The following is a 14196-nucleotide window of genomic DNA, read 5'->3' on the forward strand; positions in this document are numbered from 1 at the left end:
ACTAGCCGGTCTCGTATGTAGTAACATCAATTACGAGCCGATGAAAACTCTTGTGCCATTTTACTCTTATTACGAAAGAGCTCAGGTTCTGGTGTTCCTGCTGGTGGTGAGTGCCGTGATCGCCCTGCTGATGGACCCCGTCGCGTAATTAGTAAGGCCCTCTCTGCATGCCAAAGACCCTCTCTCAGCATTCGGAGACCCTCTCTGAATACAGAGGAAAGACCCTCTCTTTTTTTCTGTATTGCATTTTTTATTACAGAAGCCAGGTGACCCGGTGGAAGGCTGAAACGACGGCCTCATGAATGGCAGGATTTAATAACTTTGTTCTTAGGAACAACTTTTTGAACTACCCCATGAGAGCATTCCAACTGGTCGCCGCGCTTCTGTTAATAAGTCTCACGTCCCTCGCCCAGAAAACCGATTCCCTCCAGCAAGTACAGTGGGAAGCTTCGCTGAAGAAGCTAAAGGCCGGCGACTACAATGACGCCGCCCTGCAATTCACGCAGCTTATCAATAGCAACTTCGCCAACAAGGAAGTATACCTCAAACGGGGTGTGGCTTACTACAACCTCAAGGAACACGATAAGGCCAAAGCCGACTTCGACGAAGCGGTCAAAGCCCGCATCAACACCGTGGAGCTTTTCGAGCTCCGCGGCAACGCACGCTATACCCTCAACGATTATCAAGGCGCTGTCACCGACCTCGAAAAGGCCGTGACCATGGGCGCGAGCAGCTTTGACACGTTTGCCAACCTGGGCAACGCCAAATTCCGCATGGAAAGTTACCAGGATGCCGTCACCAACTATAACAAAGCCATCGCCACCGGCAAGGCCGACGCCATTCTGTACAACAACCGCGGTAAAGCCAGGTTCATCCTGAAAGATTACAAAGGCGCGCTACCCGACTTCGACAAAGCGCTTGAATTACGCGCGGGCTATGACAAGGCCATCGAAAACCGCGCCGAAACACGCTACCTGGTACAAGACTGGAAAGGCGCCATCGCCGACTTTGAAAAGATGCTGACCGCCGGCCGCACCGACACGGAGATCTACCAAAAGGTGGGCACTGCCAAATATACCCTGCAAGACTACAAAGGCACGGTCGAAGCACTGGGCAAAGTCGCTGCCAAAGGTGTAAAAGATAAAGACGTATTTCGTATGCTCGGCCTGAGCGCCGCCGCGACGGGCGATTGCGCGCAAGCAACACAAAGCCTGTCGGCCGCTGTGTCCATGGGTGTAACGGATAAAGATGTCTTCACCCAACTGGGCACATGCCAGTACAAAAACAAAGAATACGCCGGTGCGATCGAATCGCTTAGCCGTGCCGTGAACGCGGGTGCTGCTTCGAAAGAAGTGATGCTTTACAAAGGCCAGTCGGAGTTTGCGCAGAAGGACTATGACAAAGCCATCGTCGACCTGGAGAAGGCCGTATCCCTCGGCGCGCAAGATGCCGATGCCTTTAAAAACCTCGGCGACATCAAATTCCTCAAGAGCGATTTCGGCGGCGCCATTCGTTATTATGACAATGCCGTGAAGCTCGGCACCAACGATGCCATCCTGTATAACAACCGCGGCAAAGCCAAGCTCAACATCAACGACAACGCCGGCGCTATACCCGACTTCGACAAGGCCATTCAGCTGAACGCGAGCTACACCAAAGCATTCCTCAACCGTGGCACGGCCAGGTACGCATTGAAAGATTATGCCGGCGCTGTCGCGGATTTGGAAAAAGCAAAGGCCGATGGTGAAACACCCGAGCTGCTAAAAATGCTCGGCATTGCGAACTATATGGTCGCGAAAAAAGATGCCGCCAGGCCATACCTCGACAAGGCCATACAAGCCGGTATAAAAGATGGCAAAGTATTGCTCTATGCCGGCTACCTGCGCTATGACGCCAACGACTACAAAGGTGCAATCGAAGCGTTTACTGCCGCTGAAATGGCCGGTGAAAAAGAAGACGAGCTATACCTCAAACGCGGCAAAGCTTCGTTCCAGCAAAAAGACTACAACGCCACCACGATAGACCTCGAAAAGTCTGTCGCCAAAGGCAAAGCCGACCTGCCTGCCTACGAGGCCCTCGCGTTGTCGTACATGGCGCAGCAAAAAGATAAAGAGGCTCTGCCCCACCTCGAGAAGGCTGCCAGCCTTGATACGAAGAACAAAGACATCTACTACCAGCTCGGTAACGCCCGCTTCAAACAAAGCAACTACGCCGGTGCCATTGCCGCATACGACAAAGCCATTGTCAACGGCGCCAACGACGAGATCGTCTATAACAATCGGGGTAAGGCCAAGCTCCTGGCAGGCAACGTGCGCGAGTCTATTCCTGACTTCGACCGCGCGTTGGGTTTAAAGAAAGATTATACCACGGCCCTGAAGAACCGCGCCGTCGCACGATACCAGCTGAAAGAATATGCCAGCGTTATTACCGACCTGGCCGTAATCGTAGCACGTAACGAAGCCGGCGTCGACGAGCTTACCATGCTCGGCCTGTCGAAATACGCCATCAAAGACTACGAAGGTGCAGTCCCCGAGCTCACAAAAGCCGAAACAGCCGGCAGCAAAGACGCCGCTATTTATGTCGCCCGCGGTAATGCGCTGTTCGAGCTGAAAGATTACGAAAAGGCAATACCCGATCTGGATAAAGCGATCGCCGGCGGTAGCAACGACACGAATCTTTTCCTCCGCCGCGGTGCTTCTAAATACTATCAGCGCGACTTCAAAGGCGCGCTGCCCGACCTCGAGAAAGCCATCTCGACTGGCAGCGGCACGGCGCTTGCATACGACATGCGCGGCTACTGCAAGTATGACGCCCAAAACACCGAAGGTGCTGTGAGCGACTACAACATGGCCATCGAAAAAGATCCCAAGCTGGCCACCGCCTGGTATCACCGTGGTGACGTAAAGTTCAAATCCAACAATCTGGCCGCCGCCATTCAGGATTATACGCAAGCCATCAGCCTGGGCCTGAAAGACCCGGTTCTGTTTAACAACCGTGGTAAAGCATACTTCAACCAGGAAAATTATCAGCAAGCCATCATTGACTTTACCGAAGCCATCGAGCGCCGCCCCGATTACCTCAAGGCCTACGAAAACCGCGCGCAGTCGTATTACAAGCTCAACCGCTTCGATGCCGGTGTAAAAGACTATCGTGAAGTCGAAAAGCTCACCGAGAAGCCGGGCCCCGATCTCTATAAATTGCTGGCCGACGGCTACTACTCCGCCAACCGCTACGCCCCAGCCCGCGACTACTACGACAAGCTCATCAACGCCGGTGTCAAAGATAAAGACGCCTACCTCCGCCGCGGCCTGATGGAAATGGAAGCGACGGAATACGAAGCCGCTGTCAGCGATTTTGACAACGCCCAAAAGGCCGGCGAGAACTCGGTAACACTATACATCAACAAAGCCCGCGCCCACCTGGCCCTCGAAGATACCAAGTCTGCCGTACTATCGTTGAACAAAGCCATCGACCTCGACCCTAAAAACGTCGATGCTCTCTTCAACCGCGGCTACATCAAAGAAACCATCGACGACTTCGAAGGCGCCGTGCTGGACTATAACAAAGTAATCCAGCTCAAACCCGAAGACGCCATCGCCCACTACAACCGCGGCAACTGCAAAGGAGAGCTCGAAGACTACGGCGCCGGCATCTCCGACCTGGACGAAGCCATCAAGCTCGACCCCAAAAACGCCGCCTACTACAAACAACGTGGCAACTTCCACTACCAGCTCAGCGACAAAGAAAAAGCCTGCTTCGACTGGCGCAAAGCTGTAGAGCTTGGCGATGCGAAGGCACGATTCCAGATAGACCAGTACTGTAAGTAATCGAAGTGTATAAATAAAAAGAGCAGCTTTATCAGCTGCTCTTTTTTATTTATGCTTATGCCTCTCTTACCTGACCTCATACGCCGGCACCTTCGGAACAGTAAATCCTTTCGTCTTCAACTGCGATTGAATCTCGGTGATCCCACGCTCGAGCTGTGTATCCACACCCTTCGCGCCCTGCGTCAAATCCTCCGGCACAGCAATATCAGGATCAACACCGTGCCCTTCTTTAAACCAGGTGCCATCAATATTATACATCCGGAACGTCGGCACGGTCACACCGCCACCATCGATCAACCCGGGCACACCGCTGATACCGATCAGACCACCCCATGTACGGGCGCCAATCAGCGGGCCAAGTCCTGCCTTGCGGAAGTAATCCGGGAAGGCATCGCCCCCGCTACCGCTCCAGCCGTTGATCAGCATCACCTTCGGACCAAAGTTACCCGCGGGAGGCCATGGCCAACTGGCACCATCACGAATCGCCCAGAACACCAGCGGAGGGCGATTCAAAAGCTCAATGAACCGATCCGGAATCTGACCACCGTTGTTAAAACGCTCGTCAATAACCAACGACTTCTTGTCCATCTGCGCATTAAACTGACGGATCAATTCATTCTGTCCATCTACGCCCGTGCTGCGCACATAGATATACCCAGCCGCACCACCGGTAGCATCTTCGACACGCTTACGGTTCTGCTCGATCCACGCCAGGTGACGCAGACGCGCCTCGTCAAACAACGTTTCTACTATTGCAGTCTTTGCACCGGTGAACGATGCCGTAGTGTTATAGGTGATCTCCACCGCTTTACCCGCCAAACCCTGGAAGGCCGCATACGGATCTAATGCCGTGGTGAGCTTCACACCATTTACGGCCAGAATATAGTTACCTTCTTTAATCTCCACACCGGGCAGATCAAGCGGCGAGCGTACTTCTGCATCCCACGCAGCACCACGAATAATCTTTTTCACTTTGTAATAAGAGCCGTCGACTTGCCAGTCGATGCCGAGGTAGCCCACGGAGTAGTGTTTCGAATCCTCTTCAGCCCCACCGCCCTTATAGGTGTGTGATGCATTCAGCTCGCCGATCATTTCGCCGAGTACATAGTTCACCTCCTCACGTGTCAGCGCACCGGTCAGCATCTTGAGGTACTGATCTTTTACCGCTGCCCAGTTTACACCATGCATCGTAGGATCATAGAAATAGTCGCGCTCCAGGCGCCACGCATCTACCAGGATTTGTTTCCATTCTTCGCGCGGGTCAATAAACATTTGCATTTCCGACAGGCGCAACGCTTTATCGGCCGACTGGTTCTCCTCTGCTTTGATGATATACAGGTTGTCATCCTTCCCGATCAGGATCTTTTCTCCGTTGGCGGCGATCTGATACCAGTCAACCTGGTCGCTGAATGTTTTCTGCTCGCGCTTCTCCAGATCGAAATATTTCAGCGGTTTGCGTTGATCTTCTGCACCCGTATTTGGCATTTGGTGGTATACCACTTTGCCTTTCATTGCGCCAAGGTTACCATAGTTGCCCGGATTCATCGGCAACAATACCAGGCGAGACTCCAGGCCGTCCAGGTCGATCTCTACTTTAGCTACTTTGTCGTCCTTCGACTCTTCTTTCTTGTCTTCTTTTCCTTTCTTCTTTTTGTCTTTCTCTTTCGCATCAGAAGCAGCCTCATCGGCCTTCACATCTACCACGTCATTCTTCGGCGCCAGCGGCGAAGGCGTGCTTTTCTTCAATGAGATCGCCGCGATCTTAGTGCTGTTCGGATACACGAAGGTGTTGTCGATGTCGCTGTACACCGGTTGGAAAAACTGGTTGGTAAGCAGGTACAGGTATTTCCCTTCAGGATCGAATACCGGCTTGCGTGCCGTGTAGTAGCCACCCGTTACCTGTGTGAGTTTACGGTTGGTATAATCAAAAAGGAATACACCCTGGTGACCGTTCACCAGGTCGTGGTCGAACGCAAGCCAGCGGCTGTCGGCAGACCAGCTGGCCGCGAAATCTTCCAGGTCATAATGCATCATGCGCAGGCCGTGGTCGGCTTCGACTGTCTGGTTGGTCGCTACGTCGTAGATCTTGATGCGCATGGCCTTGTCGATAAACGCAACCTTCTTGCTATCGGGAGACCAGTATAATTTATAGCGGAAGCCGGCGCCATAGGCCGTCAGCTTGCGCTCGGTGGCATCGCTCTTGGTATCACGCAGCGTCAGCTCGTATTCGCCCGAGCGGTCGCTCCAGTACGCAATATACTTGCCGTCCGGTGACCACGACGGATAACGTTCAGCCACGCCGGGGCTTTGGGTCAGGTTCTTCACAAAGCCATCTTCGGCCGGTACGCTGAAGACTTCACCGCGCGCCTCTACCAACACACGCTTGGCATCGGCCGAGATGAAGGCGTGCTGCGGCTGGCCAACATTCTGGATGGTAGGCTTGAGCGCCAGCCCATCCGTTACAACGGATACTTTTACCTCTTGTGCTTTGCGTGAGGCCAGGTTGAAGAGGAACAATTTGCCGGCCTGCTCGAACACAATATCTTCGGGTCCCAGTGACGGGAAGTGTACGTCGTAGTCCGCATAGTGGGTCAGTTGTTGGAAAGCTTTGGTGGTGGTGTTATACTCCCACAGGTTCATGCGGTTGTCGGGACCACGGTCGGTGAGGAAATAAATGCTGGTGCCGTGCCACATGGGCAGCTCGTCGGCCGCGTCGGTGGTGGCGGAAATATTTTCGGAAGCCAGTGTTTCGAGGTTGAAGAGATGGATCTCGGCGTTCCAGCCACCGCGGTAGCGTTTCCAGTTGCGGCCGATCTGCGAACGGAACGTAAGCGCAACCTGCTTGCCGTCAGGCGACACCGAGCCAAACTCGGCGTAGGGCATGGGCAGTTTTTCGGGCAGCCCCCCATTGGGTTTCAGCTTGAAGAACTGGTTGAACCGTTCGCGGCCGGCTTCGCGACCGGAAGCGAACAGGATGTGCTGGCCATCGGGGAACCAATCGACCACGCGGTCCGTTCCTCCGTGGTATGTCAGGCGGGCCGGAACGCCGCCTAACGTGGGGAGGGTATAGATGTCGTAGTTGCCATCGTAGTTGCCGGTAAAGGCAATGGCCTTACCGTCAGGCGAAAACTTCGGATATACTTCCACGCCGGCCGGCGAGCTGAGGCGACTTGCCACACCGCCGGTTTTCGGCACAACCCACAGGTCGTTGGCGTATGTAAAAACAATGTGCGTCTGCGAAACGTCGGGGTAACGGAACAGGCCGGCGTCGATCTGCGCCATCGCCCCGTGCGACAGCAGCCCGACTAGCATAAGGGTTAACAAATGGATTTTTTTCATGAGGTTTTGGTTAAGACCGGGATTTTAAATGAAAGCATATACGGATTAAGTAAGGTTTAGGATATTTGTACCCTAGTAAGATCGAAAATTACGGCAACAATGAAAATAACAGCGGATAACCGGCTTAAAAAACTCATCGTCGTAGGCGACCGCGTGCTGATCAGACCCACGACCTATACCGATAAGACAGCCAGCGGTTTATACCTGCCTCCCAGCGTGCAAGAAAAGGAAAAGATACAGAGTGGTTATGTCATTAAGGTCGGCCCGGGATACCCCCTACCCCTACCCGCCGACGAGGATGATGTCTGGAAAGGCAAAGAAGATCAGGTGAAGTACCTGCCCCTGCAAGCACAGGAAGGCGACCTGGCCATCTACCTGCAAAAGGGTGCTATCGAAGTACTGTACGAAGAAGAAAAATATTTCATCGTCCCCCAGGCGTCCATCCTGATGCTGGAGCGCGAAGAAGATCTATAACCATTCAATACACGACAACCATGGCCGGCCTCCATTTAGACGTGCTCCGCGTAGGGAAAAAATACCGCCTCACAAACTTTGGCGAGCAACATGATTTTATCATCGAAGCCACCCTGCCCGGAGGCGACTTTCGGGTAAAAGACCTTAATACCCTCGAGCCTTACAACCTCAAGGAACTGATTGCGTACGGTCAGGGCAAAGACTACATCATCGATGAGCTGTACATGGAGTAAGTCAACCCAACACTTATTTCGTGAATCGCCCTAAATTTGTGTAGCATTACGGCCGCGACCGTTCCCCCAGGTGCGCGAAACCGGACGAAGAACTTTAATTCACGCACATGAAACTTCTCGTCATCGAAGATGAACAGAAAGTAGCGGCCTTCCTCAAAGAAGGCCTGGAGGAGCAAGGCTACGAAGTGGACCTTGCCTACGACGGCTATACCGGCGAGAAGCTCGCGCTGGCCAACACGTACCAGATCATCTTACTCGACGTCATCATCCCCGTCATGAACGGCCTCGAGCTTTGCAAAAAGCTCAAGGCCGCCAAGCCCACCACGCCCATCCTGATGCTGACGGCCCTGGGCACCACCGACGACAAAGTTACCGGCCTCGATGCCGGCGCAGACGACTATCTGCAAAAGCCTTTCGAGTTCAAAGAGCTCCTCGCCCGCATCAAAGCGCTCACGCGCCGCGCACGTCACGACGCAGAAGAAAAAACCAATATGCTTACCGTGGGCGACCTACGCCTGGACCTTGACAAAAAAGTTGCCCTGCGTGGCGACCGCACCATTGCCCTGACGGCAAAAGAATTTGCCTTGCTGGAATACCTCATGCGCAACAAAGGCCGGGTGTTGTCGCGCCCCGACATTGCCGAAAAAGTTTGGGAAGTAACGTTCGACACAGGCACCAACGTGGTAGAAGTATACATGAACATCCTGCGTAAAAAGGTCGACAGGGATTTCCCGAAAAAGCTCATCCACACCCGTATCGGCCTGGGCTACGTCGTCCAGGAAGAAGCATGAACATCCGCAGCCGCCTAACCCTGCGGTTCATCATCAGCGTAGCCATCATCATGGTGATGGCGCTCATGCTGATCTATATATTCTCTGCGGGCTACCGCGAAGAGGACTTTTATAATCGCCTGCACAGCAAAGCCAACAACACCGCCAAGCTACTCATCGACGTAGACGAAGTCGACATCAACCTGCTGCGCAAGATCGAGCACGACAACCCGGTAAGCTTACCCAACGAAAAGATCATCGTCTACGACTTTCACAACGAGATCATCTTTAGCACCGACGAGCAAAGCGTCATTCACATTTCACAAGACTTGCTGGACCGCATTCGCCTGGAAGAAGAGGTGCGTTACTGGCAGGATGACTACGAAGTGCTGGGCTTTCTCTTCAAAGGTCGCTACGATCGTTTTGCCGTAGTCGCCGCCGCAACGGACATTCACGGCTTCAGCCGCCTCAACAACCTGCGCGCGATCTTGCTGGTAGTATTCGCCATCACCATCGTGGCTGTGTCGGTATCGGGTTGGTTCTTTGCCGGCAAGGCCTTACAGCCTATCTCTACCGTGGTGCACCAGGTAGACGAGATCACCATCAGCAGCCTCAACCTGCGGGTAAACGAAGGCAATGGTCAGGATGAGATCGCGCAGCTGGCCCGCACGTTCAACAACATGCTGCAACGCCTCGAGGCATCGTTCATCGTACAAAAAAACTTTATTGCCAACGCCTCGCACGAGCTACGCACACCCCTGACCGCCATCACGGGACAGCTGGAGGTAAGCCTCCTCCACGCACGCACCAACGACGAATACCGCGGCGTGGTCAACTCGGTGTTGGACGACATCAAGAACCTGAACAACCTCGCCAATCGCCTGTTGTTGCTCGCGCAAACCAGCGCCGATGGCACCGACCGCAGCATGACGCACCTGCGCATTGACGAGCTGCTTTGGCTCACCCGCGAGGAGCTCATGAAACGCGACCCTGGCTATAGTATCAACATCGACCTCGCCTCCGACCTCGACGACGAGTCCAGGCTCACCATCAACGGCGACGAGCAGCTTATGAAAGTAGCGCTGTTGAACCTGATCGAGAATGGCTGCAAGTACTCCCCCGACCACCGCATCGAGGTGCTCGTACGTGCTACGCCCAGCCACCTCGTGCTCCAATTCCGCGACCAGGGCATTGGCATTCCCGAGGCCGACCGCACCAACATCTTCGAGCCCTTCTACCGCGGCGAGAATACCCAGGGTATCAAAGGTTATGGCATCGGCCTGTCCGTCGTGCAGCGCATCGTCATCTTACACAAAGGCACTATTACCCTTGTTGCCAACCCTGAAGGTGGTACGACCTTTACGGTTACGTTGCCGTTTTAATGGCCTTTTGCCACTTCGTTTTTCATGTTAAAATGGATTATAATGTTAAATATTATTGCCAAAAACGTTACATTTGTTAAAAATATTTAACGTTATGCGTGAAAAAAAACTTACCGTATTGCCCAAATTGGAAAAAATGCTTGTCCAGATGGGCGAAAACATAAAATTGGCCAGACTTCGTAGAAAGCTGAGCACAGAACAAGTGGCCGAGCGCGCAAATATTAGTAGACCTACCCTGTGGAGCATCGAAAAGGGAGCTGGCGGTGTCTCCATGGCTGCTTACGCACAAGTCTTATTTGTTTTAGGCCTCGAAAAGGATTTGCTGAAACTCGCTGGAGATGATCCCCTGGGCAGAAAACTTCAGGATGCCGAACTCATTGTGAAAGGGCGAGCACCTAAAACTCCCCAATAACCATGGCTAAGAAAGGCGCCCACCGGACGATCTACGTCTTTGCCCACTGGGCGGGTCTCGATGACCCTACTTTAATGGGCCTGCTCCATTCGACGCTCCTTCGCGGTAAAGAGATATTTTCATTCGAGTATGACAACAGCTGGCTGAAATCAAGAGTCGCGCAAACTTTAGATCCTGACTTAGGACTATTCAGTGGGATACAATATCTCAACGACGAGAAACCTAATTTCGGACTATTCCTTGACTCATCTCCAGACCGTTGGGGAAGAACACTCATGGATAGACGAGAAGCAGTGATAGCAAGAAGCGAAAGCAGACCACCTAAAAATCTTTTTGAAACTGACTATCTTCTTGGAGTATATGATGGCCACCGAATGGGTGCCATTCGATTTAAAGATTCAATCGATGGCTCGTTCTTAAATAGTAATACTTACATGGCTACACCCCCTTGGACGTCGATTCGCGAATTGGAACATGCCAGTCTGAAACTAGAGGAGAGCACAGAAAATGATACTGAAAATTTAAAGTGGTTAAATTTGCTTCTCACTCCAGGTTCTTCCCTTGGTGGAGCGCGGCCAAAAGCAAGTGTTCTTGACGAGAATGGCGAACTCTGGATTGCCAAATTTCCTAGCCTTCGGGATGATCGCGACATAGGGGGCTGGGAAAAAGTTGCTCATGACCTTGCGAGAGGTGCGGGCATAAAAGTTCCACAATCAGAGACAGGCAAATTCTACAGCAAAAAACATACATTCATAACTAAAAGATTTGACAGAACGTCACGAGGCGCACGTATTCATTTTGCCTCTGCAATGACTTTGCTAGGCTATACAGACGGCACGAATCATTCGTCAGGTGTAAGTTATCTTGATCTTGCTGAATTTATTATGCAAAACGGAGCGAATCCAGATGCAGATCTTCAGGAGCTCTGGACGAGGATTGTTTTCTCTATCTCGATTAGCAATACAGACGATCACCTCAGAAATCATGGATTCCTTTTGACTGAAAAGGGATGGACACTTTCCCCAGCGTATGACATGAATCCGGTTTCCACCGGCACAGGACTTAGTTTGAATATATCAACCAAAGACAATGCACTATCAATAGCTCTTGCGCTGGAAGTGGCCTCTTACTTTAGGGTTTCTGACAAAAAAGCGAAAGAAATCATTATGACTGTTCAGTCTGTAGTTTCTCAATGGGAATCGATAGCCGAAAAAATTGGAATACCGAAGTGGGAGCGTAGCGCGATGGCAAGGGCATTTAATAATAAAATCTGATGGACTAAAGCGACAATCAACGGTCCGGTTATTACAAACAAAATATCTAATATTTATCCTTTTTCACATTCCAGCTTTTGGCGGCGCTAGCCAGGGCTTCCGGCCACCGTATAATTCGCTGGATATTCCAGTCCTACAAAGTAGTTTCCCCAATAAGAACGAGATACCTGGCAATTTGAGGTCGTAAGTCTTCTAAAAGCTGGTCTTCTGCCAGAATATTAAATATTTCAGTAGAGATGTAGTAAGAGATTTATAACAGATATTCAATACCTATTTAAGTATTGGATATCTATTCTTTATTTATCCTTTAACTATTGCTTATATATTGGATATCCTGTCTTTTGCCAGTCTTTTGGCCCCCAAACGAGGCAAATTGGCCAGGGACTTTCCCGTCAGCCAGTTCACGCCAGGCCAGGCTCCGGGCTTCACCCCGGAATCGCTGCCGCCCGCCTCCGGACCGCCTCTTTTAACCCCCTTTTAATTTGCTTTTAAGTCGGCCTTTACCTGTGTCAGCCAATTTGGCGTCATGAAAAAGGTATCTGTCATCATCACTACTTACAACGCCGAGAAGACGATCGCGCGCACGCTGAATTCGGTGTTGCGCCAGGAGGGCATTGGAAAAGCGTTTACGTTGGAGCTGATCGTCATTGACGACTGCTCGACCGATGACACGCTCGGGATCCTCGAGACGTTCAACCTGGACATCCAGCAGTTTTTCTCGACACCCGCCAACAGCGGCGGTCCCAACAAAGGTCGCAACATCGGCCTGCGGCACGCCACGGGCGACTATATCTGTTTCCTCGACCACGACGACCTGTGGCAACCTCATAAAATCCGGCTCCAGCTGAAAGCAGCAGAGCATGTACCGATTGTCACCGGCAGCTATAGCACGACCAATACCTACACCGGTGTACACACCCAGGCCGAAAATCTGGAAATGACGCGGTTCTTCGAACCCAACGAGACCTTTCTAAAGAAGCTTTGCAAAGAAAAGATCGATGTGCAGAATACGTATCTCGGCACAGTCATGATACACCGCGACCTGAAGCATGTTTTATTTGAGGAGCACTTCGGCATGCTGGACTTCGACTGGACGCTGCGGTTGTTTGAGCACCGCGCTTCCGCGGAAATCTCCGCGCACGTTGTCACGCGGGTTGTTGATGGCAGCAATCTGTCACTCAACGCAGAGTATCGAAAGAAAGATTATTACTACTCCCTGATGTGCCTGGAGAGCTTTGAGAAGCGCTATCCGCGCGAGGTGGCGCTGGCATTGAAGCGTATTAATGGCAGCCGTGCACGGTATTGCTATTTGCAGGGCAATATGCCTGAGGCGCGCAAGTATTTGCGGAAGGCCATGCCAGGCATGAAAGAGACCTTGTATTACATCACGTCGTATGCCGGCAGCCAGTGGGTGCGGCGAAACTTCCCGGTGTTCGGATAAATTTTAATGCCGTTTTAATCCCGGTTTAATGTACTCTTTAACCTCTTTGTTCTACTTTGATGCCTGCAGCGACCATGTCCGTTATGCGTAAAAATAGAGTTTTCGGAATAGCGGCAATGGTCGCCATCCTGCTCCTGACGGGTACGGTAGCCTATATGGCTTCGGAAGGTATCAGCGTCCGATTGTTGGAGGCGAGCCTGCGGGAGGAGAAGCTGAAGGCTGAAACGATGCTGTCGGAAAAGCTGCAGCTGGAAAAAGAGATTGTCAAGCAGGAAGCGGCGTTGTCGACGCTGCGGGAGACGAACGGCGCGTTGCAATACAACGTGGACCGTATGGCACGGGAAGTAAATGATCGCGATGCACGGATCAGGGCTATGCGCCGGGAGTATGCGGGGGCTACACGTCTGAAGCAACAGCACGAAGCCTTGCAGACCGAGCACGAAGCGCAAGCGGTGGACCTGGCCGATGCCCGGCGATCGCAGAAAGGTATGCTACGTGTACAAGAGGACCTGGAGCAAACCATCGCCCTGCTGTTGCAACAAAATAAGAACCTGACCGGCGAGCTGCACGCATGGCGGCTGTCGGCGGTGAAAGATGTGCGGGTGGAGCCATATCGTAAGAACGAACGGCTGACGCTTCGCGCGCGAAAAACACGCAAGCTGGTCGTGCACGTGGATGTGGCCTCGCGCGTAGAAGACCTGCAGTTTCGCATCACGGACCCGGCGGGACGGGTGCTGTCGGCGGAGGCCGGCAAAATTTCGACCACGGTGGTGAATGACGGCATTCCCCCAAAGTACGTGGCCTCGACCCGCCAAACGGTACTGAAAGAATATCCTTACAAGCGGGTGGCGATGGTATTCACCCCTTCGGAACGACTCGAAGCCGGCATTTACCAAATCGACATCCTCAACGATACTGAATCAATAGGTAGTTTACAGGTGAAGTTTAGGTAATAAATTACCTTTTTTGGTAGGCCCGGCGTAAGCAACCGGGCCTTTTTTATGCCCTTCCGCCACTCAAACTATTTCCTTTCCCGCATATTGA

At 52.4% G+C, this 14196-nt stretch carries 10 protein-coding genes; 9 read left to right on the forward strand and 1 reads right to left on the reverse strand.

The window, feature by feature from the left end:
• Nucleotides 1–353: 353 nt before the first annotated feature.
• A complete protein-coding gene (locus KK062_RS19480; RefSeq protein WP_254086014.1) occupies nt 354–3827 on the forward strand; it encodes a tetratricopeptide repeat protein in 3474 nt (1157 codons plus the stop codon).
• Nucleotides 3828–3893: 66 nt separating this feature from the next.
• On the opposite strand, the gene KK062_RS19485 is transcribed toward KK062_RS19480, so the two are convergent.
• Nucleotides 3894–7166 carry a S41 family peptidase gene (locus KK062_RS19485; protein WP_254086015.1) on the reverse strand — a complete coding sequence of 1091 codons (3273 nt, stop codon included), beginning with the start codon at nt 7164–7166 and terminating at the stop codon, nt 3894–3896.
• A 99-nt stretch (nt 7167–7265) separates the two neighbouring features.
• Between KK062_RS19485 and KK062_RS19490 the strand changes: the two genes are divergently transcribed.
• From KK062_RS19490 to KK062_RS19525, 8 genes are all read left to right on the forward strand, one after another.
• Nucleotides 7266–7640 (forward strand): co-chaperone GroES, encoded by a 375-nt coding sequence (locus KK062_RS19490; protein ID WP_254086016.1) that lies wholly within the window; start codon nt 7266–7268, stop codon nt 7638–7640.
• A gap of 20 nt (nt 7641–7660) precedes the next feature.
• A complete protein-coding gene (locus tag KK062_RS19495; protein ID WP_254086017.1) occupies nt 7661–7873 on the forward strand; it encodes a hypothetical protein in 213 nt (70 codons plus the stop codon).
• A 107-nt stretch (nt 7874–7980) separates the two neighbouring features.
• Nucleotides 7981–8664 (forward strand): response regulator, encoded by a 684-nt coding sequence (locus KK062_RS19500; protein ID WP_254086018.1) that lies wholly within the window; start codon nt 7981–7983, stop codon nt 8662–8664.
• Nucleotides 8661–10025, forward strand: coding sequence for a HAMP domain-containing sensor histidine kinase (locus tag KK062_RS19505; protein ID WP_254086019.1), 1365 nt, complete (start codon nt 8661–8663; stop codon nt 10023–10025). The genes KK062_RS19500 and KK062_RS19505 overlap by 4 nt, the downstream gene beginning before the upstream one ends.
• Before the next feature lie 94 nt (nt 10026–10119).
• Nucleotides 10120–10437, forward strand: a complete 318-nt coding sequence (locus tag KK062_RS19510) for a helix-turn-helix transcriptional regulator (protein WP_254086020.1) — start codon at nt 10120–10122, stop codon at nt 10435–10437.
• Nucleotides 10438–10439: 2 nt separating this feature from the next.
• Complete coding sequence (locus KK062_RS19515; protein ID WP_254086021.1) at nt 10440–11711, forward strand: type II toxin-antitoxin system HipA family toxin; 1272 nt, start codon at nt 10440–10442, stop codon at nt 11709–11711.
• 526 nt (nt 11712–12237) lie between these two features.
• A complete protein-coding gene (locus tag KK062_RS19520) occupies nt 12238–13152 on the forward strand; it encodes a glycosyltransferase family 2 protein (protein WP_254086022.1) in 915 nt (304 codons plus the stop codon).
• Between the two features lie 83 nt (nt 13153–13235).
• Nucleotides 13236–14105, forward strand: coding sequence for a DUF8428 domain-containing protein (locus KK062_RS19525; RefSeq protein WP_254086023.1), 870 nt, complete (start codon nt 13236–13238; stop codon nt 14103–14105).
• Nucleotides 14106–14196 lie beyond the last annotated feature (91 nt).

The organism is Dawidia cretensis, assembly GCF_018598175.1.
In the GTDB taxonomy this organism is placed as follows: domain Bacteria; phylum Bacteroidota; class Bacteroidia; order Cytophagales; family Cyclobacteriaceae; genus Ohtaekwangia; species Ohtaekwangia cretensis.

Coding starts and splice junctions, on each gene's coding strand:
- KK062_RS19485 (WP_254086015.1), bottom strand. CDS start 7,166: ATGAAAAAAATCCATTTGTTAACCCTTATGCTAGTCGGGCTGCTGTCG.
- KK062_RS19525 (WP_254086023.1), top strand. CDS start 13,236: ATGCGTAAAAATAGAGTTTTCGGAATAGCGGCAATGGTCGCCATCCTG.
- KK062_RS19495 (WP_254086017.1), top strand. CDS start 7,661: ATGGCCGGCCTCCATTTAGACGTGCTCCGCGTAGGGAAAAAATACCGC.
- KK062_RS19480 (WP_254086014.1), top strand. CDS start 354: ATGAGAGCATTCCAACTGGTCGCCGCGCTTCTGTTAATAAGTCTCACG.
- KK062_RS19505 (WP_254086019.1), top strand. CDS start 8,661: ATGAACATCCGCAGCCGCCTAACCCTGCGGTTCATCATCAGCGTAGCC.
- KK062_RS19500 (WP_254086018.1), top strand. CDS start 7,981: ATGAAACTTCTCGTCATCGAAGATGAACAGAAAGTAGCGGCCTTCCTC.
- KK062_RS19520 (WP_254086022.1), top strand. CDS start 12,238: ATGAAAAAGGTATCTGTCATCATCACTACTTACAACGCCGAGAAGACG.
- KK062_RS19490 (WP_254086016.1), top strand. CDS start 7,266: ATGAAAATAACAGCGGATAACCGGCTTAAAAAACTCATCGTCGTAGGC.
- KK062_RS19515 (WP_254086021.1), top strand. CDS start 10,440: ATGGCTAAGAAAGGCGCCCACCGGACGATCTACGTCTTTGCCCACTGG.
- KK062_RS19510 (WP_254086020.1), top strand. CDS start 10,120: ATGCGTGAAAAAAAACTTACCGTATTGCCCAAATTGGAAAAAATGCTT.